This window comes from Desulfomicrobium apsheronum, from assembly GCF_900114115.1.
In the GTDB taxonomy this organism is placed as follows: Bacteria; Desulfobacterota; Desulfovibrionia; order Desulfovibrionales; family Desulfomicrobiaceae; genus Desulfomicrobium; species Desulfomicrobium apsheronum.
In genome coordinates, this window is sequence record NZ_FORX01000007.1 from 124,061 (window position 1) to 150,076 (window position 26,016).

The 26,016-nt window shown below is 59.1% G+C and carries 25 protein-coding genes; 20 read left to right on the forward strand and 5 right to left on the reverse strand.

Features of this window, described 5'->3' with window-relative positions; genetic code table 11:
* The first annotated feature begins 116 nt into the window (after positions 1 to 116).
* Positions 117 to 713: a superoxide dismutase gene (locus tag BMZ40_RS09105; protein ID WP_092374392.1), complete on the forward strand. Its 597-nt coding sequence runs from the start codon at positions 117 to 119 to the stop codon at positions 711 to 713.
* A 63-nt stretch (positions 714 to 776) separates the two neighbouring features.
* Here BMZ40_RS09105 and rpmB read toward each other — a convergent pair whose 3' ends face one another.
* Complete coding sequence (rpmB, locus tag BMZ40_RS09110; RefSeq protein WP_092374395.1) at positions 777 to 977, reverse strand: 50S ribosomal protein L28; 201 nt, start codon at positions 975 to 977, stop codon at positions 777 to 779.
* A 195-nt stretch (positions 978 to 1,172) separates the two neighbouring features.
* Here rpmB and BMZ40_RS09115 point away from each other — a divergent pair, with 195 nt between their 5' ends.
* The 19 genes from BMZ40_RS09115 to lon all read left to right on the forward strand — a co-directional run bounded on the left by BMZ40_RS09115 (position 1,173) and on the right by lon (position 19,461).
* Entirely contained in the window at positions 1,173 to 1,703 is a 531-nt protein-coding gene (locus tag BMZ40_RS09115; RefSeq protein ID WP_092374398.1) for a YceD family protein, read from the forward strand.
* 26 nt (positions 1,704 to 1,729) lie between these two features.
* Positions 1,730 to 1,909 carry a 50S ribosomal protein L32 gene (gene rpmF, locus BMZ40_RS09120; protein WP_012805285.1) on the forward strand — a complete coding sequence of 60 codons (180 nt, stop codon included), beginning with the start codon at positions 1,730 to 1,732 and terminating at the stop codon, positions 1,907 to 1,909.
* Positions 1,902 to 2,969: a phosphate acyltransferase PlsX gene (gene plsX, locus BMZ40_RS09125; RefSeq protein ID WP_092374401.1), complete on the forward strand. Its 1,068-nt coding sequence runs from the start codon at positions 1,902 to 1,904 to the stop codon at positions 2,967 to 2,969. Before rpmF ends, plsX begins: the two co-directional genes overlap by 8 nt.
* 48 nt (positions 2,970 to 3,017) lie before the next feature.
* The gene (locus BMZ40_RS09130; protein WP_092374404.1) at positions 3,018 to 4,007 is read left to right on the forward strand and encodes a beta-ketoacyl-ACP synthase III; all 990 of its coding nucleotides are present in this window, start codon (positions 3,018 to 3,020) and stop codon (positions 4,005 to 4,007) included.
* A 55-nt stretch (positions 4,008 to 4,062) separates the two neighbouring features.
* Entirely contained in the window at positions 4,063 to 4,806 is a 744-nt protein-coding gene (gene fabG, locus BMZ40_RS09135) for a 3-oxoacyl-[acyl-carrier-protein] reductase (protein ID WP_092374407.1), read from the forward strand.
* Positions 4,807 to 4,850: 44 nt separating this feature from the next.
* A complete protein-coding gene (gene acpP / locus BMZ40_RS09140) occupies positions 4,851 to 5,081 on the forward strand; it encodes an acyl carrier protein (protein ID WP_012805281.1) in 231 nt (76 codons plus the stop codon).
* Positions 5,082 to 5,193: 112 nt separating this feature from the next.
* On the forward strand, positions 5,194 to 6,435 hold the full coding sequence (gene fabF, locus BMZ40_RS09145; protein ID WP_092374410.1) for a beta-ketoacyl-ACP synthase II: 1,242 nt from the start codon (positions 5,194 to 5,196) through the stop codon (positions 6,433 to 6,435).
* 43 nt (positions 6,436 to 6,478) lie between these two features.
* Positions 6,479 to 7,717 carry a serine hydroxymethyltransferase gene (gene glyA / locus BMZ40_RS09150; protein ID WP_092374413.1) on the forward strand — a complete coding sequence of 413 codons (1,239 nt, stop codon included), beginning with the start codon at positions 6,479 to 6,481 and terminating at the stop codon, positions 7,715 to 7,717.
* An 83-nt stretch (positions 7,718 to 7,800) separates the two neighbouring features.
* Positions 7,801 to 8,262, forward strand: a complete 462-nt coding sequence (locus BMZ40_RS09155) for a deoxycytidylate deaminase (protein ID WP_092374416.1) — start codon at positions 7,801 to 7,803, stop codon at positions 8,260 to 8,262.
* The gene (gene ribD, locus BMZ40_RS09160; RefSeq protein WP_092374419.1) at positions 8,255 to 9,379 is read left to right on the forward strand and encodes a bifunctional diaminohydroxyphosphoribosylaminopyrimidine deaminase/5-amino-6-(5-phosphoribosylamino)uracil reductase RibD; all 1,125 of its coding nucleotides are present in this window, start codon (positions 8,255 to 8,257) and stop codon (positions 9,377 to 9,379) included. Before BMZ40_RS09155 ends, ribD begins: the two co-directional genes overlap by 8 nt.
* Positions 9,380 to 9,381: 2 nt before the next feature.
* On the forward strand, positions 9,382 to 10,038 hold the full coding sequence (locus BMZ40_RS09165; RefSeq protein ID WP_092374422.1) for a riboflavin synthase: 657 nt from the start codon (positions 9,382 to 9,384) through the stop codon (positions 10,036 to 10,038).
* Positions 10,039 to 10,078: 40 nt separating this feature from the next.
* Complete coding sequence (locus tag BMZ40_RS09170) at positions 10,079 to 11,293, forward strand: bifunctional 3,4-dihydroxy-2-butanone-4-phosphate synthase/GTP cyclohydrolase II (RefSeq protein WP_092374425.1); 1,215 nt, start codon at positions 10,079 to 10,081, stop codon at positions 11,291 to 11,293.
* A 20-nt stretch (positions 11,294 to 11,313) separates the two neighbouring features.
* Complete coding sequence (gene ribH, locus BMZ40_RS09175; RefSeq protein ID WP_092374427.1) at positions 11,314 to 11,784, forward strand: 6,7-dimethyl-8-ribityllumazine synthase; 471 nt, start codon at positions 11,314 to 11,316, stop codon at positions 11,782 to 11,784.
* Positions 11,785 to 11,793: 9 nt separating this feature from the next.
* Positions 11,794 to 12,258, forward strand: coding sequence for a transcription antitermination factor NusB (gene nusB / locus BMZ40_RS09180; protein WP_092374430.1), 465 nt, complete (start codon positions 11,794 to 11,796; stop codon positions 12,256 to 12,258).
* 7 nt (positions 12,259 to 12,265) lie between these two features.
* Entirely contained in the window at positions 12,266 to 14,755 is a 2,490-nt protein-coding gene (gene leuS, locus BMZ40_RS09185) for a leucine--tRNA ligase (RefSeq protein ID WP_092374433.1), read from the forward strand.
* Positions 14,745 to 15,281: an LPS assembly lipoprotein LptE gene (gene lptE / locus BMZ40_RS09190; protein ID WP_177193087.1), complete on the forward strand. Its 537-nt coding sequence runs from the start codon at positions 14,745 to 14,747 to the stop codon at positions 15,279 to 15,281. The genes leuS and lptE overlap by 11 nt, the downstream gene beginning before the upstream one ends.
* A gap of 7 nt (positions 15,282 to 15,288) precedes the next feature.
* Positions 15,289 to 16,242 carry a DNA polymerase III subunit delta gene (locus BMZ40_RS09195; protein WP_092374439.1) on the forward strand — a complete coding sequence of 318 codons (954 nt, stop codon included), beginning with the start codon at positions 15,289 to 15,291 and terminating at the stop codon, positions 16,240 to 16,242.
* Complete coding sequence (gene radC / locus BMZ40_RS09200; protein ID WP_092374468.1) at positions 16,239 to 16,919, forward strand: RadC family protein; 681 nt, start codon at positions 16,239 to 16,241, stop codon at positions 16,917 to 16,919. Before BMZ40_RS09195 ends, radC begins: the two co-directional genes overlap by 4 nt.
* 127 nt (positions 16,920 to 17,046) lie before the next feature.
* Positions 17,047 to 19,461, forward strand: coding sequence for an endopeptidase La (lon, locus tag BMZ40_RS09205; RefSeq protein ID WP_092374442.1), 2,415 nt, complete (start codon positions 17,047 to 17,049; stop codon positions 19,459 to 19,461).
* An 83-nt stretch (positions 19,462 to 19,544) separates the two neighbouring features.
* Here the strand turns inward: lon and BMZ40_RS09210 are convergent, their stop codons facing one another.
* From BMZ40_RS09210 to BMZ40_RS09225, 4 genes are all read right to left on the reverse strand, one after another.
* Positions 19,545 to 22,784: a PAS domain S-box protein gene (locus BMZ40_RS09210; RefSeq protein WP_092374445.1), complete on the reverse strand. Its 3,240-nt coding sequence runs from the start codon at positions 22,782 to 22,784 to the stop codon at positions 19,545 to 19,547.
* A 103-nt stretch (positions 22,785 to 22,887) separates the two neighbouring features.
* Entirely contained in the window at positions 22,888 to 23,364 is a 477-nt protein-coding gene (locus BMZ40_RS09215) for a CBS domain-containing protein (RefSeq protein WP_092374448.1), read from the reverse strand.
* A gap of 53 nt (positions 23,365 to 23,417) precedes the next feature.
* On the reverse strand, positions 23,418 to 24,668 hold the full coding sequence (locus BMZ40_RS09220; protein ID WP_092374451.1) for an HD domain-containing protein: 1,251 nt from the start codon (positions 24,666 to 24,668) through the stop codon (positions 23,418 to 23,420).
* A 62-nt stretch (positions 24,669 to 24,730) separates the two neighbouring features.
* The gene (locus BMZ40_RS09225; RefSeq protein WP_092373734.1) at positions 24,731 to 25,948 is read right to left on the reverse strand and encodes an ISL3 family transposase; all 1,218 of its coding nucleotides are present in this window, start codon (positions 25,946 to 25,948) and stop codon (positions 24,731 to 24,733) included.
* Positions 25,949 to 26,016: the final 68 nt, after the last annotated feature.

Here is a 26,016-nt window from a genome sequence, read left to right on the forward strand (position 1 = left end):
ATTACTTTCATTGATTCACTTTGAACTACCTTCCAATTTCCACGCCCTGCCCGCTCTCCGGGCAGGAATCGCGCTCAAATTGGCATCACGTTCTATACATTAAATAGGAGGCTTGTATGATCTTCGTGCTCCCGGATCTCCCCTACGCCAAGGACGCTTTAAGCCCGTGCATCAGCGCCAAGACCTTTGACTTTCATCATGGCAAACACCATCAGCTCTACATCGACAACACCAACAAGCTGATCGCGGGCACGGATTTCGAAGGACAGACGCTGCGGGAAATAGTCATGGCCACGGCGGGCGACCCCTCCAAGGCAGGCATTTTCAACAACGCGGCCCAGGTCTGGAACCACTCTTTCTACTGGCGCTGCATGAAGGCCGGAGGTGGCGGAGCACCCACCGGAGCCGTGGCGACAGGCATCAACAAGGCATTTGGCAACTACGAAAATTTCGCCAAGGCCTTCAAGGACGCCGGCATGACCCAGTTTGGAAGCGGATGGGCCTGGCTGGTGGAAAAGGACGGAAAGCTCGAAATCATGAAGACCGGCAACGCCGACACGCCCATGGTGCACGGCGCCAAGGCGCTGCTCACCGCAGATGTCTGGGAGCACGCATATTACCTTGATTACCAGAACCGACGGGCCGATTATCTACAGGATTTTCTGGACAAGCTGGTCAACTGGGAATTCGTCAACCAGCAGTTGGCCAAGTAGTACGGCGGGCAACAAAAAAGGCGACATCAAGTCGCCTTTTTTGTTGAAAAAAAACGGGGTAGCCTAGTTGACCGCGGGCTTGGTCACGGCACCGGAACGAATGCACTGGGTGCAGACCTTCATCCGTTTCACTTCGCCGGACTGCAACTGAGCGCGGACAGACTGAAGATTGGGCATGAAGCGCCGCTTGGTCTTGTTGTTGGCATGGCTGACATGATTGCCGACCTGAGGGCCCTTCCCGCAAATATCGCAAACTTTTGACATAACGTCCTCCTAAAATAGTGCTTTGATATCTTAAGCTGTCATGGCCTGGCAGCTCCGAGACTTTCCGGCCGGCCATGATCATGATTTGCCGCCAGAGGAATTTGGACCCATATATCCGGACGCCGGGGATGGCAAGTAAAAATCCTTGACAGGAAAAAGAATCCCCATATACACGTCCCGTTTCGAGGTGCACACATGGTTGAACATTGGATTGGACTGACGGATCTCCCGGCACAAGGTCGGGAATTTTCATTTGACGACCAGGACGTCTGGCGTGAACTCTGGCAGGAGTTCCACTATGACATGGAAATCGTCACGCCTCTCTCGGCCACGCTGAGCATCGCCCCCCAGCCGGACGGATACCTGATCAAGGGCCATATTGAAGGCACCGTCAGAACAGTGTGTCACCGATGCCTGGAAGATGCCGAAGTGATCATCGACCACGATTTCGACACCTATGAAGCCCACGAGGACGTGGACCTGCTTGATGATGAACCCAGCCACCTGCGCAACATCGACACAGGCTGGGAGTTGGACGCGGCGGGCCTTTTGTGGGAAGAATTCTTGCTGGCCCTGCCCGAAAAAATACTTTGCGCCGACACGTGTTTGGGGCTATGCCCGCAATGCGGAAAAAACAGGAACCTGGAATCATGCGCCTGCAGCAGCCCAGACAGCCAATCCCCCTTGGCCAAAGCGTTGCAAGGCCTTAAAATCAAAACCAATTAGATCGCTTTCAAGATAGAGGTGCCATCATGCCATTGCCCAAGAAGAAAACATCCAAGTCCAGAAGAAACATGCGTCGCTCCCATGACCACGTCGCCATCCCCAATGTCGTGTACTGCGAATGCGGCGAAGCCAGCCTGTCCCACTGCATCTGCCCCGGTTGCGGCAAATACAAGGGACGCCAGTACACCAAGGCTGCAGATGCCTAAAGACATCTGTCTCGCCGTGGACGCCATGGGGGGAGACTTCGGCCCGGAAATAAACATTCCGGGCTCCCTCGCGGCTGCCCGTGAGACTGGGGTCAGACTCATCCTTGTGGGCGACGAACCGTCCATCCGCAAGGAATTGGACAGGCACGCCCATGCGGACGTGCGTTTCGAAATCGTGCATACCACCCAGGTGGCCGGCATGGCGGAAAAGCCTTCGGATGTGCTCAGGCGCAAGAAGGACAGCTCCATGCAGGTGGCCTTTCGCCTTGTGCGCGAAGGCCGGGCCCACGGCGTGGTCACGGCCGGAAACTCCGGAGCGGCCCTGGCCTGCGGAATGTTCATCCTCGGACGCATAAGCGGCGTGGACAGACCGGCGCTGGCCTCCATCATGCCAACACTCAAAAAACCCATCGTGCTCATTGACGTGGGCGCCAACGCGGACTGCAAGCCATACAACCTGGTCCAGTTCGGCCTCATGGCCGAAGTGTTGGCCCGTTGCGTGCTGGACATCTCAAGTCCGAAAGTCGGCATTTTGAGCATCGGCGAGGAAGAAGGCAAGGGCAACAGCCTGACCAAGGACGCCTTTACCCTGCTGAAGGGCTCCTCTCTCAATTTTATAGGCAACGTCGAGGGCCGTGACGTCTTCACCGGCGAGACCGATGTCATCGTCTGCGACGGTTTCGTCGGCAACGTGGCCCTGAAGCTGAGCGAAGGACTGGGTTCGGCCCTGGCTTCCATGCTCAAGACGGAGCTCAAGAAGTCGATCTGGTCGCGCCTTGGAACGCTCATCGCACTGCCCGCCTTCAAACGTTTCGCCAAGAAAATCGACTACGCCGAATACGGTGGCGCCCCCATTCTCGGGCTGAACGGCATCGCCATTGTCTGCCACGGCAAATCCAATGCGCGGGCCATCACCACCGCACTGCAGCAAGCCGCCATCTTCGTGGAGAAAAAGGCCAATGATCACCTCGTGGAAGGCCTGCACGCCAACACGGAACTGAGCCTCTTCTCCCGTACCGGAAAGGCCTCCGCCCTCAAGCAGGAAGCCGCGGGCCTTTAGCCTTGCAACTTGACGCAGCCCCCCTCAAGGGAATGTAGGAATCCTCTCATGTCTTCACCGTGCTTCATTTCGGGCCTGGGCTTGCACCTGCCCCGGACACTTGTAACGAATTCGGACCTGGAACATATCGTCGACACTTCCGACGAATGGATTCGCTCGCGTACCGGCATCGCAACCAGACATTTCGCCCAGGCCGACGAGCCCTGCTCCGTCCTGGCCTACAATGCCGCATGCAAAGCCCTGGAAAATGCGGGAATGACCGCCCAGGAACTCACGCATATTTTTGTGGGTACCTTTTCCGGAGACTACAATCTGCCCAGCACAGCCTGTCTGCTGCAAGACATGCTGGGTCTAAAAGGCATCCCGGCCTTCGATCTGGCCGCAGCCTGCTCCGGCTTTCTATATTGCCTGGAGACCGCCCGGGCCTACACCTGCATGTACCCGGAAGCCAAGATCCTGATCGTCGGCAGTGAAGTGACCACCTCGCGCCTCAACTTCGAGGACCGCACCACCTGCGTGCTCTTCGGCGACGGGGCGGGCGCGGCCATCGTCACCGGACAGGCAAACCCCGGAAGCGTCAAGGTCATCGACGCCATGCTCAAGGCCGACGGCTCCGTGGGCAGCCTCCTGACCGTCCACGGTGGCGGCTCGGCGTGCAAACCGGTCCTTGGCCAGACCATCGGACCGGAATATTTTGTCGAAATGAACGGACGCGACGTCTTCAAGCACGCCGTACGCTGCATGGTGGAAATTTCCGCGAATCTGCTTGAGAAAAACGGGCTGACCACGGACGACATCGACCTCATCATTCCCCACCAGGCCAATATCCGCATCATCGAAGCCATCGGAAAAAAATTGAACGTGGATTCGGAAAAAATCTACGTCAATGTCGACCGAATCGGAAACACTTCCGCAGCTTCCATACCCATCGCCCTGACCGAAGCCGTGGCCAGCGGCCGCATCCAGCCCGGTATGAAGGTCCTGCTCACGGCCTTTGGCGGCGGATTTACCTGGGCATCGGCCTTGTTGCAATTTTAGTGGTCGTTGAGTAACCACTCAATTCGCACATTTCAAGAAAACCACGAGGTCAATCATGAGCGAACTGGTCAGGACCGCCTTGGTCACCGGCGGCACAAGAGGGATCGGCAAAGCGATCGTAAAAAAACTTGCAGGCTTGGGGTACCAGGTTTATTTCACTTACGTCAGCAGACCGGAACTGGCTGAAGCCGTGTGCGCGGAAATCGCGGCCGATGGTGGCGCTGCCCGGGGCTTTCAGCTCGACGCCAGCGACTGGGACGCCGTGGCCGATTTTTTTGCCGCGCAGATCAAGGACAAGGTCAGCCTTGAACTCCTGGTCAACAATGCGGGCATCACCAAGGACGGCCTGATCATGCGCATGAAACGCGAGCAATGGGAGCAGGTGATCCAGATCAACCTGACCGGAGCCTTCGTCTGCCTGCAGCAGGCAGCCAAGATCATGCTCAAGCAGCGCAAGGGACGCATCGTCAATATTTCCTCCGTCGTGGGGCAGATGGGCAATGCCGGGCAAGCCAACTACTGCGCGTCCAAGGCCGGCCTCATCGGGCTGACCAAGGCCGCCGCACTTGAGCTTGGCTCGCGCGGCATCACCGTCAACGCCATCGCGCCGGGGTTCATCGAGACCGACATGACTGAAACTCTCCCCCAGGACGTGCGGGAAAAATATCTCGAACGCATTCCTCTGGGACGCCTCGGTTCGGCGCAAACCATCGCCGACACCGTGGCCTATCTGGCATCCGACCAGGCTGAATACATCACCGGTCAGGTGCTCGGAATCAATGGCGGCATGTATCTGTAGCCTGATTCCACTTTACGTACGAATACACACTTTGGAGGATTACAATGTCTATTGAAGAAAAAGTCAAAGAACTGGTGGTCGAGCAGCTGGGCGTTTCCGCAGAAGAAGTAAAGCTTGAGTCCTCCTTTGTGGAGTCCCTGGGCGCCGATTCCCTGGACCTGACCGAACTGATCATGGCCATGGAAGAAGAATTCGACATCGAGATCGATGACGAAGACGCACAGAAGATCGCCACCGTCCAGGACGCCATCAATTATATCAAGTCCAAGTCCTAGGACCCGTATCGTCGTCATGACACGGTACCCCGGTCCGTCTGGGGTACCTTTTTTTTCATGCACAGCCGGGCGGAACGTTTCGCCTTGCAAGTCCTAACTTTTCGAGAAGATCATGATTGGAAAACGCGTTGTCGTTACAGGCCTTGCGGCCATGACCCCCATTGGCAATTCCCTTGAGGAGAGCTGGACCAACCTTGTCGGCGGAGTCTGCGGCATTGGTCCCATCACTCTCTTTGACTGTTCCGAGTTCGACACAAAGATCGCAGGGGAACTGAAAAATTTCGAACCGACAAATTATGTCGGGGTCAAGGATGCCAAGCGCATGGACCGTTTTGTCCAGATCGCCGTGGCTGCCGGCAAGCAGCTCATGGAAAACTGCGGTCTGACCATGGACGAAGCCACGGCCCCGGAAGTGGGCGTGCTTCTGGGCTGCGGTCTTGGCGGACTTTCGACCATCGAGGACTTCCACAGCAAGCTGCTCAAATCCGGTCCGGGCAGGATTTCCCCTTTCTACATACCCATGCTCATCGCGAACATGGCTTCGGGGCAGATCTCCATCCACACCGGCGCCAAGGGGCCGAACCTAGTCACCACCTCCGCCTGCGCCTCGGCCACGCACGCCATCGGCTATGCGTACTCCGACATCAAGCTCGGCCGGGTCAAGGCCTGCATCACCGGCGGCGTGGAGTCGACGATCACGCCCATGGGCGTATCCGGTTTCACGGCCATGAAGGCCCTGTCCACACGCAACGATGAACCGCTCAAGGCCAGCCGTCCCTTTGACGCCGACCGTACCGGATTCGTCATCGGCGAGGGCGCGGGCCTGCTCATGCTCGAAGAGCTTGAGCACGCCAAGGCGCGCGGAGCCAAAATCTACGCAGAGATAGTCGGCTACGGGGCTTCCGGAGACGCATACCACATTGCCGCGCCCGAAGAGTCGGGCACGGGCATGGGCCAGGCCATGAAGTGCGCCCTGCGGGACGCCGAACTGGCCCCGGAACAGATCACCTTCATCAATGCGCATGGCACATCGACCAAGCTCAACGACAAGACCGAAACCAAAGCCATCAAGGCCGTCTTCGGCGCTCACGCCTACAAGATGCCCATCACCGCCAACAAGAGCATGATCGGGCACCTGCTTGGCGCTGCCGGCGGTGCCGAGGCTGTATTCACGGCCATGAGCCTGACCACGGGCATTATTCCCGGGACAATCAATCAGGACACCCCGGACCCGGACTGCGATCTGGATTACACGCCGGGTGCCAGCAGGGAAATGGACCTGGAATACGGCATCAGCAACTCGTTTGGATTCGGCGGCACCAATGCGTCCGTAATCCTGCGCAGTTTCAAATAACGATTTGCCGCCAAAGCGCGGCTCAACAGAGTGGAGACACCCCATGGACGAACTCACCCGCCAGGATCCGCAGATAGCCAAGGCAATCCAGCTGGAGACCAACCGCCAGATTACCAAACTCGAGCTCATCGCCTCGGAGAACTTCACCTCTCTCGCGGTTCGCGCCGCCATGGGCAGCGTCATGACCCACAAGTACGCTGAAGGCTATCCGGGCAAGCGCTACTACGGCGGATGCGAGTTCGTGGACATGGCCGAAAACCTGGCCATGGAGCGTGCCCGGCAGCTTTTCGGAGCCGAGTACGCCAACGTCCAGCCCCATTCGGGCTCCCAGGCCAACATGGGCGCCTATTTCGCCGTCATCGAACCGGGCGACACCATCCTTGGCATGAACCTGTCCCACGGCGGTCACCTGACTCACGGCAGCCCGGTCAATTTTTCGGGCCGCCTGTTCAAGACCGCCTTCTACGGCGTGGAAAAGGAAACCGGTCAGATCAACTATGACGAAGTCGAAGCCCTGGCCAAGGAACATCAGCCCAAACTGATCATCGCCGGTGCCAGCGCCTACCCGCGCACCCTCGACTTCGCCCGCTTTCGGGCCATCGCCGACAGCGTCGGTGCCAAGCTGCTGGTCGACATGGCCCACATCGCTGGGCTGGTGGCCACGGATCTGCACCCCTCGCCCATCAAGCACGCCCACTACACCACGACGACCACGCACAAGACCCTGCGCGGCCCCCGCGGCGGCATGATTTTAAGCTCAGAGGAGTTCGGCAAGACCCTCAATTCCCAGATCTTCCCCGGCATCCAGGGCGGACCGCTCATGCACGTCATCGCGGCCAAGGCCGTGGCCTTCGCCGAGGCTCTGCGTCCCGAGTTCAAGGCATACCAGCAGCAGGTTCTCGACAACGCCGCCACCCTGGCCAAGGAACTGACCGACGCCGGATACCACCTTGTCTCCGGCGGCACGGACAACCACCTCATGCTGGTGGACCTGACCGCTCAGGACATCACCGGCAAGGACGCCGAGATCGGCCTCGACAAGGGTGGCATCACCGTCAACAAGAACACCGTGCCCTTCGAGACCCGCTCGCCCTTCGTCACCTCCGGGGTGCGCCTTGGCACACCGGCCCTGACCACACGTGGCATGAAAAGCGACGACATGCGCAAGGTGGCCAAATGGATTGTCGCCATCCTCGAGAACCTGGACAACGAGTCCAGACTGACCGAGATCCGGCTTGACGTGGAGAAATTCGCGGGCCAGTTCCCGCTTTTCGCCTGGTAGACCAAGCTTTTTTCTACCGCCTTTCTCCAACCACAGGGCCGATTTGCAGGCCCTGTGGTTGATTCGTTTCCAAAGAGGTGACCATGGACAACCGCATCCCCTGGCCGGAATATTTCATGAGCATCGCCTACCTGGTGGCCGAACGCTCCACCTGTCTGCGGCGAAAAGTCGGGGCCCTGGCCGTCAAGGACAAACGCATCCTGGCCACGGGCTACAACGGCGCGCCTGCCGGACTGACCCATTGCCTTGAACTCGGCTGCATGCGCGAAAAGCTCGGCATCCCTTCCGGCCAACGCCACGAACTCTGCCGCGCCCTGCATGCCGAACAGAACGTCATCATCCAGGCCGCCATCCACGGGGTGAGCATCGAGGGCGCTGACATCTTCTGCACCACCCAGCCGTGCATCCTCTGCGCGAAAATGCTCATAAACTGCCGGGTACGCGCCATTTACTTCGCCGAAGGCTACCCCGACGAAATGTCCCGGGAGATGCTGGACGAGGCAAAAATCCCGTATTCCCGGCTGGAGAAGCCCGCCGATGCGTGACGAAAACGTGTTCATGGACCGGGCCATCCGCCTGGCCGAAAAGGGCCGTGGTCGCACGGCGCCCAACCCCTGCGTCGGGGCGGTGCTGGTGCGCGGCGGAGAGATTGTGGCCGAAGGCTGGCATACGGCTTGCGGACAGCCTCATGCCGAGGTCGAGGCTCTGCGCGACGCACGGGCCAAAGGCATTGATCCGAGCGGATGCACCCTCTACGTCACCCTTGAGCCATGCAACCATCATGGTAAGACGCCTCCCTGCACCCAGGCCATCCTGGAGGCCGGGATCGCGGAGGTGGTCATCGGGTGCATCGATCCCAACCGATCCGTGGCCGGGGGCGGGGCCGACAGCCTGAGGAACAGGCGCGTCAAGGTGCGCACGGGCCTTCGCGAGCAGGAATGCAAAGATCTCATCGCCGATTTTCTGATCTGGCAGACCACTGCCCGCCCGTACTCCATTCTCAAGCTGGCCACGACCCTGGACGGCAAGATCGCCACCCGCGACGGCCAGGCGGCCTGGATCTCCGGAGAAGCCTCGCGCCGCGAAGTGCACCGGCTGCGAACCTGGTGCGGAGCGGTCATCGTCGGCGGCGGCACGTTCCGCGCGGACAACCCAATGCTGACCTGCCGACTGCCCGAATACGATGGCCCGCAACCCCTGGCGGTGATCGTTTCCCGCGAACTGCCGGACCCGGGAAAGGGCTCTCATCTTCTGTCCGCCCGACCCGGCCAGACCGTGTTTTGGACAACCGAGGCGCAAAGCCGCTCCGAGCGGGCCACGCAGCTTACGGAACTGGGCGTCACGGTCTGGGGACTGCCCTTCCTGAAATCCGAGCCCGAGGCCCTCGACCTTGGCGCGGGGCTGCAACTGCTGCGCAGTGACAAGGGTTGCCTGTACACCCTGACCGAGGGCGGCGGACATCTGGCCGGGTCCATGCAAAGACAGGGGCTGGTCGACGAACTGCGCATCTTCCAGGCCATGAAGGTTCTGGGCGACGAAGAGGCCCGCTCGGCATTTGCCGGACGCAAGGCCCTTTCCATGCAGGACTGCTGGGAATTTCGGACCGTGGAGCAAGGATTTTTTGATACCGATCTCTATCTCAGGCTGCGAGCAAAGGAGTAGGAATGTTCACAGGAATCATCCAGGGCCTTGGCCGGGTGGCGGGCATGGACCGAAGCGGCGGCGAAACCCGCTTCAAGATCCGTCCGGACTTTGCCCTGACCGACTACGCCCTTGGCGAATCCATCGCCGTGAACGGGGTCTGTCTGACCGTGGAAACTTTCGGAACGGGCTGGTTCACGGCCTACGCTTCCGGCGAGACCATGTCCGTGACCAACCTTGGCGCCCTTGGCATATCCTCGGCGGTCAACATCGAACGGGCCCTGGCCGTGGGCGACCGCCTTGGCGGACACATCGTCTCCGGCCATGTCGATTGCCTGGCCGAGGTGCTGTCCGTCAGGCAGGCCGGCCAGTCCCGAATCTACCGCCTGGGCTTCCCGGCACCCTACTCGGCCCAGGTCATCCCCAAGGGTTCCGTGGCCCTGGACGGGATAAGCCTGACAGTCAACGATTGCGGTCAGGGTTTTTTGGAAGTAAACATCATCCCGGCCACGCAACGGGAGACAACCATTTCGGACTGGACGCAGGGACGGCGGATCAACATGGAGACCGATGTCATCGGCAAGTATGTGCAGCGCATGCTTAATCCTTGGAGCGAAAGTCGCACCACGGGCACTCCATCGGCCATCACCCCTGATTTTCTGAAAGAACACGGATTCTGATCGTCACTCCAGTCCGACAGCCCATAAACGAGGAAAAAAGATGCACAAATGCTCGGCCGAAGAGGCCATCAAAGAAATAAAGGCCGGGAAGATGATCATCCTGGTCGACGACGAGGACCGGGAAAATGAAGGCGATCTGACCATCGCCGCCGAAATGGTCACTCCCGACGCCATCAATTTCATGGCCAAGTACGGACGCGGCCTCATCTGCCTTGCCCTGGAGCCGGCCCTGGTCGACAAGCTGGAACTCCCCCTCATGGCGCGCCGCAACACCTCCAAATTCGGCACCAATTTCACCGTGTCCATCGAGGCCAAGCAGGGCGTGACCACGGGCATCTCCGCCCATGACCGGGCCCTGACCATCCAGACCGCCGTGGCCGACGAAACCACCCCCGAGGATCTGGCCACCCCCGGCCACATCTTCCCCCTGCGTGCCAAGCCGGGCGGAGTCCTGGTTCGCGCTGGACAGACCGAGGGCTCCGTGGACCTGGCCCGCCTTGCCGGACTCAAGGGCGCGGCCGTCATCTGCGAAATCATGAACGACGACGGCACCATGTCGCGCATGCCCGACCTCAGGAAATTCGCCGAAGAGCACGACATGAAGATCGCCACCATCGCCGATCTCATCGCCTACCGCTCCCGCAAGGACTCCCTGGTCCGCCGCGTGGCCGAGGCGCGCATGCCTACCTGCTACGGCGATTTCACCATCGTGGCCTACGAGAACGACATCGACGCCCATACGCACATCGCCCTGGTCAAGGGGGATATCTCCGAGGACAGCCCCGTGCTGGTCCGGGTGCACAGCGAATGCCTGACCGGCGACGTTTTCGGCTCCATGCGCTGCGACTGCGGCAGCCAGCTGCAGCGGGCCATGCAGATCGTCAATGACGAAGGCGCCGGCGTCATCCTCTACATGCGCCAGGAAGGCCGCGGCATAGGCCTTGGCAACAAGATCAAGGCCTACCACCTGCAGGACGAGGGCCGCGACACCGTGGAGGCGAATCTGGAACTGGGCTTCGCGCCCGATCTGCGCGATTACGGCCTGGGCGCGCAGATCCTGGTCGATCTTGGCGTGAAGCACATGCGGCTCATGACCAACAACCCCAAGAAGATCATCGGCCTGGAGGGCTACGGCCTGAAAGTCGTGGAGCGGGTGCCCATCGAAATTCCGGCCTGCGACGACAACAAGTGCTATCTGCACACCAAGCATTCAAAACTCGGCCATCTGTTGCATTTTGAAGCCGAAAACAAATAATTTTTTTTAAGGGAGTAGACATGCTGCACATCAAGACCATCGAAGGCCAGATGCAGGCCCAGGATCAGAAGTTCACGATCATCGCCAGCCGCTTCAACGACTTCATCGTCGATCGTCTCATCGGCGGGGCCGTGGATTATCTGCTTCGTCACGGAGCCACCCGCGAGAACATCACCCTCATCCGCGTGCCTGGCGCATTCGAGATGCCTCTGGTGGCCCAGAAAGTCGCGAGGAGCGGCAAGGCCGACGCCATCGTCTGCTTGGGCGCGGTAATCCGTGGCGCCACACCCCATTTCGACTATGTCTGCAGCGAAGCCACCAAGGGCATCGCCCATGTGTCCATGGACACCGGCGTACCCATCGGCTTTGGCCTTTTGACCACGGACACCCTGGAACAGTCCATCGAACGCGCCGGCAGCAAGGGCGGAAACAAGGGTGTCGAAGCCGCGTCCGCGGTTCTGGAAACCCTGCGCGTATTGCAGCAGATCTAGGGGAAATCCGTGACTCACAACCGTCGGCATCAACGCCGCTTCGCCTTTCAGGTCATCTATTCGCTGGTTTTCGGCCGGGAAATGTCCAAGGACTCCCTCATCAAGTCCTTTGACAATTTCTGGACCGAAGAGGAATTCGACATGGAGCGCCAGGATTCCTACGCCTGGACTCTGGTCGAGGGCGTGTTCGACAATTACGACAGCATTGACGAGATCATCACCCAGCACTCGCAGCACTGGAAATTGAACCGCATCGCCAAGGTCGAACTGACCATCCTGCGGCTCTCCCTCTTCGAGATGCTCTTCTGCCCCGACATCCCCATCAAGGTGGCCATGAACGAAGCCATCGAACTGGCCAAGGATTTCGGGGACGACAACTCCAAGACCTTCGTCAACGGAGTGCTCGACGCCGCGGCCAAGGGTGCCCAGCGCAATGAACACAAGACAATTCAGTCCGCCAACACGGAATCTTGAGGACAGCATGAGGCATTACGATTTCAAGCAGATCGAGGAAAAATGGCAAAAGGCCTGGGAAGACCAGGCCTGTTTTCGAACCGACATGTCCCGGGACGGCGAAAAATACTATGTCCTGGAAATGTTTCCCTACCCCTCGGGACGCATCCACATGGGGCATGTGCGTAACTATTCCATCGGCGACGTGGTCGCCCGTTACAAACGCATGCAGGGCTTCAACGTGTTCCACCCCATGGGCTGGGACGCCTTCGGCCTGCCTGCCGAGAACGCGGCCATCAAGAACAACACCCACCCCGCCAAGTGGACCTACGAAAACATCGCCTACATGCGCACCCAGCTCAAACGCCTGGGCTATTCCTACGACTGGGACCGGGAAATCGCGACGTGTCACCCCGGATACTACCGTTTCGAACAGGAATTCTTCCTCAAGTTCCTGGAAAAAGGACTGGTTTACCGCAAGAACGCTCCGGTCAACTGGTGTCCGAGCTGCCACACGGTACTGGCCAACGAACAGGTCGAGGAAGGCCTGTGCTGGCGCTGCGATTCCGAGGTGCAGCAAAAACAGCTTTCGCAGTGGTTTTTGCGCATCACCGACTACGCCGAGGAGCTTCTGGCTGATCTGGACAAGCTGACCGAAGGCTGGCCGGAGCGCGTGCTGACCATGCAGCGCAACTGGATCGGCAAAAGCATCGGCGCCGAAATTTCCTTCAAGGTCCAGGACCTTGACGAAGAAATCCCCGTATTCACGACCCGCCCCGACACGCTCTTCGGCGCGACGTTCATGAGCCTAGCTCCGGAACATCCGCTGGTGCAGAAGCTCGTCGCCGGGACCTCCCAGGAAGCCGCTGTCAGCGAATTCGTGGACCGCATCGCCAAGATGGACCGCATCGTCCGCACCGCTGACGACCTGGAAAAGGAAGGCGTCTTCACCGGACGGTACTGCATCAATCCCCTGAACGGTCTTGAAATGCCCATCTATGTGGCCAACTTCGTGCTCATGGGCTACGGCACGGGCGCGGTCATGGCCGTCCCGGCTCACGACCAGCGCGATTTCGAATTCGCGGCCAAATACCAGTTGCCCGTGCAGGTGGTCATAAATCCCAAGGACATAAGTCTTGATCCGAAGACCATGACCGAGGCCTATTCCGACCCCGGCATAATGACCAATTCGGGACAGTTCGACGGCATGGGCAACGAAGAGGCCAAAAAGGCCATCGTGGACATGCTCGCGGCCCGGGATCTGGGCAAGCCCACGGTCAACTATCGCCTGCGCGACTGGAACATTTCCCGCCAGCGCTACTGGGGCGCGCCCATACCGGTCATCTATTGCGATGACTGCGGCATCGTGCCCGTGCCGGCAAGCCAGCTCCCGGTGGAGCTGCCCCTGGACGTCAAGGTCAACGCCGACGGTCGCTCCCCCCTGCCGGATTGCGAAAGTTTCGTGAACGTCGCCTGCCCGACCTGCGGCAAGCCCGCCCGTCGCGAGACGGACACCATGGACACCTTCGTGGAGTCATCCTGGTATTTCGCCCGCTACACCTCGGCCCGCAACGAGACCGAGGCCTTCGACCCGGCGGAGGTCGCATACTGGATGCCGGTTGACCAGTACATAGGCGGCATCGAACACGCCATCCTGCATCTTTTGTATTCGCGCTTTTTCGTCAAGGCTCTGCGCGACGAAGGATACCTCACCCACGACGAACCGTTCAAGAACCTGCTGACCCAGGGCATGGTTCTGCTGCATGGTTCCAAGATGTCCAAATCCAAGGGCAACGTGGTCGATCCTGACGAGATGATCGCCAAGTACGGAGCGGACACCGTTCGCCTGTTCTGCCTTTTCGCCGCGCCGCCGGAAAAGGATCTGGAATGGAACGACAAGGGCATCGAGGGTTCAAGCCGTTTTCTGAACCGCCTGTGGCGGCTGGTGGACGAACTCGATGACATCCTCTCCCCCGTCGGCACATGCGTGAGCGTGGAAGGATCGCTCGGCGAGGCCGAGGCCGAACTGCGCCGCAAGGAACACGACACCGTGCGCAGAGTGGAACGCGATATTGAAAACAAGTTCCAGTTCAACACGGCCATTGCCGCCATGATGGAGCTGGTCAACACCCTCTACGCGACCAAGGACGACCTGCGCGGCAGCAAGCACGGCCCGCGCCTTTTGTCATCGGCCATCTCTTCCCTGCTGGTGACCCTGTCGCCCATCGCCCCGCACGTCTGCGAAGAAGTCTGGAACCGCATGGGGTACACCAGGACCCTGGCCGCCGAACCCTGGCCCATTCACGACCCCGAAGCCCTCAAGACCAACGAGGTGACCGTGGTTTTGCAGGTCAACGGCAAGCTTCGCGGCCAGATCACGGTTGCGGCGGATGCGACCTCGGAAGAAATAGAGACTCAGGCCATGAACGATCAAAACGTCTCACGACACATCGAGGGCAAAACAATTGTCAAAACAATCGTCATTCCCGGAAAACTGGTCAACGTGGTTGTCAGGTAGCCTTGTGTGGGCGGTGCTCTGCATCGCCCTCCTGCTGCCCGCATGCGGATATCAGCTCACTGCCCGGGCTCCGATCCAGCTGCCCCAGGACAGCACGCGCCTCTATCTGGACAAGGTCACCAACCCGACCACCGAGACATGGATCGAGCCCATGCTCAGAAGCAGCCTGCGCGACGAACTGACCCGCCGCGGCAACGTGACCTGGGTCAGCCGGGACGAGGCCGAGGCCACGGTCAACATCGACGTGCGCTCCTACAGCACCTCCGACTCCCTGAAGGGCCGCGATGACGTGACCCTCAAGTCAGCGGCCAGCATTCAGATGGTGGTCACCTTTTTCAGCACCAAGACCAACGCCCTGATCTGGACCTCGGGTCCGATCTTAGCCTCTGAATCCTTTCGGGGCGCCAGCGAAATCCAGTCGAGCTCGGGCACCCTGCAGTCAACAAGCGCCAAGCGCGAAGCGACCCAGGAAGCCGTAGACCTCGCGGTGCGCAAAGTGGCCGACCAGCTGGGCCAGAAGTTCTGATCCGGACATGACCAGACAGGGCTTCTCCTTTCTCGTCTGCGCGGACCCGGAACTTTTGAAGGACCGCGTGGAAGAACTCCTGGAAGGCCAGGATTTTGCCGTTCGAACTTTTTGGGGTGATGAAGAACTCCCGGATCGCTTCTGGCAAACCCTGACCGTTCCCTCCATGATGGGCCCGCCCAACGCCGTGGTCCTGCGCCGGGCCCAGGACCAGAACGACGAATTCTGGACCCGCATGGCAGCCCTTTTGGCCATGGCCAGGCCTTCGGTCTGGCCCATGTTCTGCATTGAGGGCGAGTGGAAATCCGGCAAATCCAACGTGCCCAAGACCGTGAGCAAGGGAAGATACTGGGCCGCCGCACAAAAAAGGGGCTGGATCTGGGAACATCCCGGCCTCTCCCGCGCTACCATCGGCCAGGAACTCGATCGCTTTGCCGCGCGCCACGGACTGACCTACGCCCATGGCGTCAAGAAAATCCTGGCGGAATCCCTGCCGCTCAGCACCATTGCCCTGCGCAACGAGCTGGAAAAAATCCTGCTCCTGGCAGGCCCGGAAAAATCAATCCTGCCCGAACACCTCACGGCCCTCGATGCCGAGGAGGCCTTTGATCTCTTCGCCTTTCTGCGCTCCCTGCAAACTCCCGCCGGCCGTCAGAAGGCCTGGGACCGTCTCCTGAACGACCCGGCCATGGCTGGCGGAGACATGGTTTTTCCGGTCTCCTCGCTCATGCTGCGCGAAGCCCGCCAGCTCTGGCAACTCCTGCACGGAGAAGACGGCAAGGTCCAACTCTACCCCAGTCTGAAAACGGAAAAGAAACGCTTGGCCCAGCGTCTGGGACCGACGCGCATCGGCCGCTTCTGGGATATCGTGCTGCAGGCCGACACGGACATCAAAACCGGAAGGTTAAAACCCGCCCAGGCCATGGAAAACCTCGTCAAGGAAGCCCAGCGCCTGTGGTGAAAGAGGACGCAGCCCACTATCTGGGACACCGCCAGCGGCTGCGCGAACGCCTGGACAACGATCCCCGGGCCCTGTCCGATTATGAAGTGCTGGAATTGCTTCTGACCTACGCCTTGCCCCGCAAGGACACCAAGCCCATCGCCAAAGAGATGATCTCACGTTTCGGATCGCTTGGCGACGCGTTGCTCGCCGACCCCGTCCGCATCGCCGAAATCCCCGGCCTCGGCGAAAGCGCTGCCAGATTCTGGCGGACACTGCACGAATGCCGCGCGCGCCAGGCATGCGGCGCGATAGCCCGCAGGGAAAAATTCTCATCGCCGGAACAGGTTCGGGACATGGTCTGCGCCCGCCTTGGGCACCTTACCAAGGAAGAATTCTGGGTCATCCTCGTCGACAACCAGAACAGGCTCATCTCCTTTGAACGCGTCTTTCGGGGCACCGTGGATCAGACCGCGGCCTACCCACGCGAAATCCTCGAACTGGCCCTGCGCCACCATGCCGGCGGACTGATCCTGGTCCACAACCACCCCGGCGGAAACCCCGTCCCCTCATCGCAAGACAAGGCCCTGACCGAAACCATCGCCCGCCTGGCGGACGACCTCGGCTTGCGCCTGCTGGACCACATTGTCGTGACTTCCGAGACCTTTTCCAGCTTCCGCGCCCAAGGCCTGCTCTGATTTTTTATTCCCAAATGGGAAAAAATCCATTTTTTTTCTTGCCTGGGGCTCCAGGAGCCTTATAATTGACTGAATTTGCTTTTCGCGGCTTGAAACAACGCGAATACAACACCACGAGGAGACCTCCATGAGCGAAGAAAAAACGTTTTCCCCGGAAAAAGACGAACTTCAGGGCGAAAATTCAGATACAGCCAGTGCCGACAGCTCTGTTCAGGAAGCGGAAATCCCGACCACCATGCCTCTTTTGGCGGTCAGGGACATTGTCGTCTTCAATTACATGATCCTGCCCCTGTTCGTCGGACGTGAAAAAAGCGTGCAGGCTGTGGACGCGGCGCTCAACGGCAGCCGCTACATCTTCATCAGCACGCAAAAGGACGAGGGCGTGGACGATCCCTCTCCCGAGGATCTCTACGCCACCGGCACCGTGGCCATGATCATGCGCATGCTCAAGATGCCCGACGGCCGACTCAAAGTCCTGGTCCAGGGCCTGACTCGCGCCAGAATCACCGAATTCGTGCAGCACGATCCCTTCGACATGGTCAAAATTGATACCATCGACGAGCTCGTGGTTGAAAATCCCGGCCCCGAAGAAGAAGCCCTGCTGCGCTCGGTCAAGGAACAGAGCGAAAAAATCCTGACCCTGCGCGGCATTGACGCCGGCGAGATCATGAACGTGCTCAACGCCGTGAACGAGCACGGCCGCCTGGCCGACCTGGTCGCATCCAACCTGCGCATGAAGTCCTCCGAGGCCCAGCGCATCCTGGAAAGCCATGATCCCATCGAACGACTGAACCTGGTCAACTCCCAGCTGGTCAAGGAAGTGGAAGTGGCCTCCATGCAGGCCAAGATCCAGAGCATGGCCAAGGAAGGGATGGACAAGGCCCAGCGCGAATATTTCCTGCGCGAGCAGCTCAAAGCCATTCGCCGCGAGCTTGGCGACAAGGGCGGCGAAGGCGAAGAGATGGAAGAACTCAGAAAAACGCTGAACTCCCTTGGCCTGCCCAAGAAGGTAAAAAAAGAGGCCGACAAGCAGCTCTCGCGACTTGAGTCCATGCATCCCGACAGCTCGGAAGCGACCATCCTGCGCACCTATATCGACTGGCTCATCGACCTGCCCTGGAAAAAGACGTCCAAGGACCGGCTCGACATCAAGGAAGCGGCCAAAATCCTCCACGAGGACCACTACAACCTTGAAAAGGTCAAGGAGCGCATTCTCGAATACCTGAGCGTACGCAAGCTCAATCCGTCCATGAAGGGCCCGATCCTGTGTTTTGTGGGCCCTCCCGGAGTTGGCAAGACCTCGCTTGGCAAGTCCATCGCCAGATCCCTCGGGAGAAAATTCGTACGCATGTCGCTGGGCGGAATGCGTGACGAGGCCGAGATCCGAGGACACCGCCGCACCTACATCGGCGCCATGCCCGGCCGCATCATCCAGTCCATGAAGGACGCCGGAACGATCAACCCGGTCATCATGCTCGACGAAATCGACAAGCTCGGCAACGATTTCAGAGGCGATCCGTCCTCGGCGCTGCTGGAGGTGCTCGATCCGGAACAGAACAACTCCTTCACGGATCATTACCTCAACGTGCCCTACGATCTGTCGAAGGTCATGTTCATCTGCACGGCCAACATGCTCGACACCATCCCGTCGGCCCTTTTGGACCGCATGGAAGTGATCCGCATCCCCGGCTACACGGAGCAGGAGAAGACCATCATCGCACGGCGCTACCTCCTGACCAGACAGATCAAGGAAAACGGTCTCACCAGCGACACCCTGATCATCTCCGACGCGGTTCTGGCCGAGATCATCAGAGGCTACACGCGCGAAGCGGGCCTGCGCAACCTGGAGCGGGAAATCGGCTCCATCTGCCGCAAGTACGCGCGCCGGGTGGCCGAGGGCAAGAAGGGGCCGTTCCGCGTGACCACCTCGGCGCTCATCAAGCTCCTGGGTCAGCCCAAATTCATGGATGAGGAGCGTGAAAGCTCCATGCCCCCCGGCGTGGCCCTGGGTCTGGCCTGGACGCCCTACGGCGGCGAGATCCTGCACATCGAATGCAGCCTTTTGCCGGGCAAGGGCAAGCTCATCCTGACCGGAAAGCTCGGCGAGGTGATGAAGGAAAGCGCCCAGGCGGCACTGAGCTTTGCCCGCACCAAGAGTGCGAGCCTGCAGCTTGCCGATGACTTCTTCGACACGCACGACATTCACATCCATGTCCCGGCCGGCGCCACGCCCAAGGACGGACCATCCGCCGGCGTGACCCTCGTCACGGCGCTCATGTCGGCCATCAGTAATGAACCGGTGGCCTCGGATGTGGCCATGACCGGCGAAATCACCCTGCGCGGACGGGTCATGCCGGTGGGCGGCATCAAGGAAAAAATCCTGGCGGCGGTCAGTCACGGGGTCAAGAAGGTGCTCATCCCGGCCCGCAACGCTCACGACCTGGACGAGATCCCCAAGGAACTCAGAAAGCGAATCACGGTCAAAACCGTGGAAACCATCGACGAAATCTGGCCGGAAGTGCGTTCCTTGAAAAACGAATGATCCACCCCCTCGCTTAAAAATGAAAACCCCCGTGACACCAACATGTCGCGGGGGTTTTCATTTGCCGTGCCCGGGAGCGCGACTCATGTCCGGCGGAGGTTCGGGCCTTGTTCCGAAGATGCGCTTGCGGGCAGATCGATGACAAATCTGGTCCCGGTGTCAGGCGTCGACTCCACCCACATTTTTCCGCCGTGCCCACGAGTCACGATGAAGTAGGACACGGAAAGCCCAAGCCCCGTGCCGATGCCTGTAGGCTTGGTGGTAAAGAAGGGTTCGAAGATCCGGCGCATGACGTCGGCGGGCATGCCCGCCCCGTTGTCCTCGATCTCGCAGCGTATGCCCGAGGCCAGGTTCGATAGTCTGATCACGATTTTCGGATCTTCGGACCGCTGATCGCCCATGGTCATGGCCTGGGCCGCATTGCGCAGCAGATTCAAAAAGACCTGCTCAAGTTCCGTCTCCGTGCACTCGACCGGCACAAGATCCAAGGCATAATCCTTGACGATGCGGATCTGCTTAAAATCGAAGCTTTTCTTCAGGTCATAGTCGTTTTGCGCCAGAATCAAGGCCCGGTCCACAATGACCGGCAGCGAGCAAACCGCGCGTCTGGATTCGCTGCGGCGACTAAAATCGAGCATGTGCCGGATAATATCCGCCGCACGCAAGGCGGCGTCCTGCATGTCCTGCACAAATGTCAGAATTTTGCGTTCCTGCATGTATTTCTCAAGCAGCTCCATATCAAGGCCGATGCTCTTGGCCACTTCGATATTCCTGTGAAAATCGGGACGGGTGCGCTGCACCAGATTCTGCGCGCTCTGCACGATGATCCCCAACGGATTGTTGATCTCATGGGCGACTCCGGCCGCGATGCCACCCACCGAGACCATCTTCTCGCTCTGAATCATCATCTCCTGCATGCGCTTGAACTCGGTCACATCCCGTATCACGGCCAGAAGATAGCGCTCCATGCCGAGACTTATGAACTGGCCCGAAACGCTGCACGGCACATGCGCGCCGTCCTTGCGCCGGAATTCGAGTTCCATGTTGTTGAACTGGCCGGCTCTCTTCAGGCGGTCGATCACCCGCCCGCGACTCTCAGGATCGACGAACAGACCGATCTCAAGGGCGCTCCTGCCCACAAGCTCATCCTGGCGGTATCCTGTGAGCCGTGCGTAAGCGTCGTTGACTTCGACCAGCAGGCCGCTGTCCGGATCCGACAGCGAAATGGCGTCAGGGGAGAGCTTGAAGAGACGCGAAAATTTTTCCTCGGATTGACGCAACCGCTCCTCAGTGCGCTTGCGTTCGGTGATATCGCGAAAAATCCCCTCGACTCCAAGAACGGCGCCCTGCTCGTTGTAGTAAAGCCCGCTCGATGTGGCCACGAGCACCGGCTGGCCGTCCTTGCGCTTCAAGACCACCTCGAAGTCGGCCACGAAGTCCTGGGCCTTAATGCGCTGTAAGAAATTCCGTCGTTCCTCGGATTCGAACCAAAATTCCTCGTTCAATCGTCCGAGCATCTCCTCGGTGCTTTCGTAGCCCAGCAGGCGGGCCCCCGACGGGCTGACCATGGCGAGCCGACCCTCGGCGTCGGTGCGGTAGAAGACGTCATGAATATTGTCGATGACCGAGCGATAGAGCTTCTCACTTTTGCGCAAGGCCTCTTCGGCCCTTTTCCGCTCGGTATAGTCGAAAAGCAGGGAGAGCATGACCTCCCGTCCCTGAAGAATGATGATCTCGGCGGACCAGAGGACGGAACGCGCGCTGCCCGTACTTGTCAGAAACTCGATGGGAAACTCCTTGAAGGATCCCTCCTTGCGCAGAATTTCAATGGCCCTGTCCCTGAGGTCCGTGTCTGCCCATATCCCCACTTCCTTGGAGGTCCGGCCGATCTGGTCCTCCTTGGCATAGCCGAGCATCTCTACCCACCTGGCATTGACATCGATGAAACGGCCGGTGGCTATGTCGGAGATGACCAGGGGCGCGGGACTTGAATGAAAGGCCTTGGCGAAGCGTTCCTCGCTCTGACGCAGCAGTTCCTCGGCCTCCTTGCGCTCGGTGACATCACGTCCAACGCCGACGATGGCCTCGATTTCTCCCGTTTTCCCGAGAATGGCCGAATCGTTCCATGCGAACCAGCGCCAACCGTCGACCGTCATGGCACGCTGCTCCATGTAGGCGGTATGAGGCGGGACAAGGAGCGCCTTCATGGCCCCTTCGGTGGCGGCCACGTCATCCGCATGAATGAGCGGCATGAAGGTCGAATTCAGCAGCTCGGCCTCGGATTTACCAAAGGTTCGGCAATACGCTGGGCTCACGTAAAGAAAGCGTCCCTCCAAATCGACCTTGACCAGCAGGTCGGTCTGATGCTCCACGAGAAGTCTGTATTTTTCCTTTCTCTCACCCGCCTTGCGCACAGATTCCGCCAACTCTGCCGTTTTAGCCAGGACCCGTCTGCGCAGAAAGAAATTCCACAGAAAAACGGCCACAAGTATTAAGCTCAGAATTCCGAACACCAGGACGATCATGCTCCATGGCAAAGCTGCCTGAACGGGACGACCGGACCATTCGTCCATGATCGCACCAATTTCGGACCCCGTGATTTGATCGAACCCGCCCTGTATCACGCCCAGAAGCTCGGCATTGCCTTTGCGCACCGCCCCGTGCATCGAATATGTCGTGATCAGTTCCGAGGCTTGGCGAAATTCGGAACTTCTCTCATGCTGGGCCAGATAATGTCGCGCCACCGGCACGTCCGAGATGAATACCTTGATCTCACCTGAAATGGCCGCCCGGACAAGATCGCGCACACCGGGAAATGTGGCGAAGCGCAATTCGGGGTGCCGGGACAGGGCCAAGTCCCGGGCAGCGTCTCCTCCGACGATCCCTACCGAAAATCCGGCGAGATCTTTGACATTCTTGATCCCCCCGAGCTGGTCATGAAAGAATATGCCGGATGGAATGACAGTGATCTGCGTCGTCAGGTCGAACAGCTCCTCGCGCTTCGGCGTCCGCGCCATCCCTCCAATCGCATCGGCCTTTCCTCCCCTGACCGCGTCCAGGGCGGCACTCCACTCCATGAGCTGGAATTCCACGGCGATGCCGGTCTTTCTGCTCCACAGCTCCCAGACATCGACCAGAATCCCCTTGGGACTGCCCGAGGCATCGAGAAATATGTACGGAGGATAATCCTTGTCATCCGCCACAACAATCTTCTCGGGAGCGGCCAGCGCATCCGAGACAGGAAAAAGCAGGGAGAAGAGGACAAGAAACGCGTGTGCCCAAAGACAGATCGCGAAGTTTACGTCCTTTTTATTGCAGCGCATTGTGGCAGCTCACTTTTGAAGAAAATGCCGGGGGCGGAAGCATGGCATGATCCTTTGGAAAAACATCGCGGCGAGCCGGTTGCAACGGCCCGCCGCATGCGAACTAGGGCATCAGGGAATCACTGATTTCCTTGAACAGATCGGCCATGCAGACCACGCCGATGATCTTGCCTCCCTCCTCGACCACTGCGCGTCCGCGACGATAGTCGAGAAAGACCTCAAGTACGCGGGCCAGCGGATCGTTGGGCCTCAGCATGGGGATGTCATGTTGCAGGCATTCCGAGATGCGGACCTGGGAGCAGCTGCGGCAGGCATGGGCAAAGGCGCTGTCCCAGTCTACCTCGTTGCCGTCCAGGACGGAGCCCTTGAGCAGGCACGGACCAATGCCCTGGATCAGATTCCACATGGAAAGCACGCCAATGAATTTGTCTGTTTTTGAAAAAACCAGCACGAAACTGGTGTCCGCCTGTTTGGCGCGAATTTGGCGCAGGGCGGTGATGGCCTCGGAAAGGCTCGCGTCCTCGCGCACGAACGCAAAATCCTCACGCATGATATCCCAGACCCGCTTGCGTAACATCATGATTATACCCCTGTTTAATGATAATGAAGAATAGGGCCCGGCCCCGAACTCACTCAGTCGAAATCGGCCAAAAGCGCGCCGATGTGCAATTCTTCCGTCAGCGACTGGTTCTGATACAATGTCCTGATCCGCCACGAAGCCTGTTGCAGATGGGCGTTGGTGATGCCGTTGGCCAGGGCGGTGTAGGCTTCGAGAAAGGCGGCCAGATGATCGCACACCTTGAGCATTCTGCCGTCCTTGGGGCAGAATTCGTCACGGTTGTACGGCCCCTGCAACTGCTCCCAGCTCACGACTTTCGCCCGTCCGTCCTGCATGATGGTGGACTCGAACTCCGAGCCTACCTCGATGCCCAGAAAATACTCCAGCCGATCCACAAGCCCCCCATACACCGAACGGTCGAGGATGGAAAAGAGGCGGCGTTCAAGTTCCTGGCCTTCATATTCGCGGATCAGATCCCCGATGCCCTGAACCGAACTCTTGACCGGCGAGATGATATCGCGGGTCAAGAGTTCCGGGATATCGTGAAAAAGCCCGGCATAGAAATTATTTTTTCTGCGCACCGGACAAGCGCCAACGGCGATGCTGAAAAAATAGGCCAGACACGCCACGATGAACATGTGCCCAAGGACGGAAGTCTCGGGGATGCGCGGGGTCTGGGACCAGCGTTTCTGAAAACGCAACTGCCCGCACATGAAGGCGAATTTCCCGAGCCGGGTGCTCGGCCCCTCGATCAGTTGGCGCACGCCGATCAGATCCAGATGCGCCTCCAGGCCGCGCCTGAAATTGTCCTCGATGTCGTCCATTTCCTCATCCCATTTGTTCATGTCCCGGATGAGGTGGAACTCCCACCTGCTGGCGAAGAGATGCGCGGCGTCGAGAATCCGAGAGGCCAGGCTCTGGTCGCCGCTGACCTGCCGTTCGAAATGGTCCTTCATGCCGTCCCAAAAATCCTTGCCCAGAGGCTGGACGCGCGGCTGTAATTCATTGAGCACCCAGGCCGTGAGCTTCTGATAATGGGCTGGATTGGACTTGATCTGGTAAAAGATGGGCGGCTTGATGTCGGTTATGACCAAACGATAAAGGTAATCGTAAATTCCGCCGCGCACGATGTCTTCGCCAAGGACGGCCCTGTCTCCGGGGGAAAGATTCTGGGAGTTGAGCTCGAAAAGGAGCCAGGCAACGATCATCTTGTGGGCCTGCTTGTCGACCTCCACAAGTTCCATGGGACGCATCTTGTCGTTCCAGCGCTTCATGAAACTTCCGGAAAAAACAAGTTGAAGCAAACCCTTGCGTATACTGGGCACTCTAGGCCTCCCCATGATGCCGCATCAGGACGGCGGATAAATTTTTTTGGTTCCTCGCTGTTTCAAGTGGGTAGGGCAAATTTAAGCCTCCCCCCGATGAGGTAGATCATGGCGATCAGGTTTCGAGTCGATCGATAGCCCCGCGCCCTGGATTTCGCGGATTGAACCAGGCTGTTGAGCCCTTCCAGGATGCCGTTGCTGATCCCGGAGGTGAACCAACGCAATATACCGTTCCAGTGTCGTTTAATTGTGGCCGCGGCCTTTTTCATGGGCTCCAGTCGGCTGTGCGTGGCCCAGAAGTACCATTTCTTTAGGAACGCTTCTGACTGCTCCACTGGCTGCGTGAACAGCTCCTGGAAATTGAGCTTCAGATGATAGGCGCGGGTTGTCTTCAGGTTGAGTTTGGGCAGGCTGAGTTCTTTGAGACGTTCGGCCTGGCTAGCCTTGAGATTCACAGGATTTTTGAGCCAGACATGACGACTTTTGGAGAGTTCCGGACGGTCCCTCTGCTCGACGCGGCGGACCTCGTCCACCGCCTCGTTGATAATTTTCATGATGTGAAATTTGTCGAATGTGATTTGAGCTTTGGGAAAGTGTTCCCGGATTCCGCCAATGAACGCTTGAGACATGTCGCAGCAGGCTTCCTCAACGCGTTCTGGACAACCGCCATGTGCCGAGAAATCCTGCTTGAAGCACTCAACGGTTGAAGAATCCTTGCCCTCGGTGGCGAAGATGACTTTGCGGTCTTCCAGATCCACGAACAGGCTCACATAGTTGTGGCCACGCTTGCAGGCGGTTTCATCGACGCCGAACCGTGTGATCTCCGAGAAATCAGCTCGCTCACGGGCTTGGTCCACGTAATGGTGCACGATGCGCCACAAACGCGTGTCATGCTCGCCAACATAGGCGGCGACGGTCTTGACCGGCATGGCTTTGACGAGGGTCATGATCATGGCCTCGAACAGTAGCGTGAAGCCGCTTCCTGGTCGGGCCCATGGAACAGGCAGGAGCTTGGCTCCGCACTTGCCACATCCAACCCGAGGGACTTTTGCCGAAAGGTAGGCCTCATGCTGGAAAAAGTTCAGATGACGCCATGTCTTCTCAACGGTGTCGTGAGCCTTGAGACCCATTTGACCGCATTCGGGGCAAGCGAACATGCTGCCGCGAGGAAAGCCAAGTCTGATGTCGAGGCGCTTTTGTTGCGGGTCGAATTCGCAAGAAACCACCTCCCACGGAGGGGTTAAGCCAAGGGCCAGTTGGAAAAGGTCGGTGTCTTTCATAGGCGAACGAATTACCCGGATGTGGTCAGGGGTTCAAGGCTCCTACCCACTTGAAACAGCGAGGAACC

Bases quoted from the DNA above. Each gene is read 5' to 3' on its own strand.
- BMZ40_RS09105 (WP_092374392.1), top strand. From the start codon at position 117: ATGATCTTCGTGCTCCCGGATCTCCCCTACGCCAAGGACGCTTTAAGC.
- rpmB (WP_092374395.1), bottom strand. From the start codon at position 977: ATGTCAAAAGTTTGCGATATTTGCGGGAAGGGCCCTCAGGTCGGCAAT.
- BMZ40_RS09115 (WP_092374398.1), top strand. From the start codon at position 1,173: ATGGTTGAACATTGGATTGGACTGACGGATCTCCCGGCACAAGGTCGG.
- rpmF (WP_012805285.1), top strand. From the start codon at position 1,730: ATGCCATTGCCCAAGAAGAAAACATCCAAGTCCAGAAGAAACATGCGT.
- plsX (WP_092374401.1), top strand. From the start codon at position 1,902: ATGCCTAAAGACATCTGTCTCGCCGTGGACGCCATGGGGGGAGACTTC.
- BMZ40_RS09130 (WP_092374404.1), top strand. From the start codon at position 3,018: ATGTCTTCACCGTGCTTCATTTCGGGCCTGGGCTTGCACCTGCCCCGG.
- fabG (WP_092374407.1), top strand. From the start codon at position 4,063: ATGAGCGAACTGGTCAGGACCGCCTTGGTCACCGGCGGCACAAGAGGG.
- acpP (WP_012805281.1), top strand. From the start codon at position 4,851: ATGTCTATTGAAGAAAAAGTCAAAGAACTGGTGGTCGAGCAGCTGGGC.
- fabF (WP_092374410.1), top strand. From the start codon at position 5,194: ATGATTGGAAAACGCGTTGTCGTTACAGGCCTTGCGGCCATGACCCCC.
- glyA (WP_092374413.1), top strand. From the start codon at position 6,479: ATGGACGAACTCACCCGCCAGGATCCGCAGATAGCCAAGGCAATCCAG.
- BMZ40_RS09155 (WP_092374416.1), top strand. From the start codon at position 7,801: ATGGACAACCGCATCCCCTGGCCGGAATATTTCATGAGCATCGCCTAC.
- ribD (WP_092374419.1), top strand. From the start codon at position 8,255: ATGCGTGACGAAAACGTGTTCATGGACCGGGCCATCCGCCTGGCCGAA.
- BMZ40_RS09165 (WP_092374422.1), top strand. From the start codon at position 9,382: ATGTTCACAGGAATCATCCAGGGCCTTGGCCGGGTGGCGGGCATGGAC.
- BMZ40_RS09170 (WP_092374425.1), top strand. From the start codon at position 10,079: ATGCACAAATGCTCGGCCGAAGAGGCCATCAAAGAAATAAAGGCCGGG.
- ribH (WP_092374427.1), top strand. From the start codon at position 11,314: ATGCTGCACATCAAGACCATCGAAGGCCAGATGCAGGCCCAGGATCAG.
- leuS (WP_092374433.1), top strand. From the start codon at position 12,266: ATGAGGCATTACGATTTCAAGCAGATCGAGGAAAAATGGCAAAAGGCC.
- BMZ40_RS09195 (WP_092374439.1), top strand. From the start codon at position 15,289: ATGACCAGACAGGGCTTCTCCTTTCTCGTCTGCGCGGACCCGGAACTT.
- lon (WP_092374442.1), top strand. From the start codon at position 17,047: ATGAGCGAAGAAAAAACGTTTTCCCCGGAAAAAGACGAACTTCAGGGC.
- BMZ40_RS09210 (WP_092374445.1), bottom strand. From the start codon at position 22,784: ATGCGCTGCAATAAAAAGGACGTAAACTTCGCGATCTGTCTTTGGGCA.
- BMZ40_RS09215 (WP_092374448.1), bottom strand. From the start codon at position 23,364: ATGATGTTACGCAAGCGGGTCTGGGATATCATGCGTGAGGATTTTGCG.
- BMZ40_RS09225 (WP_092373734.1), bottom strand. From the start codon at position 25,948: ATGAAAGACACCGACCTTTTCCAACTGGCCCTTGGCTTAACCCCTCCG.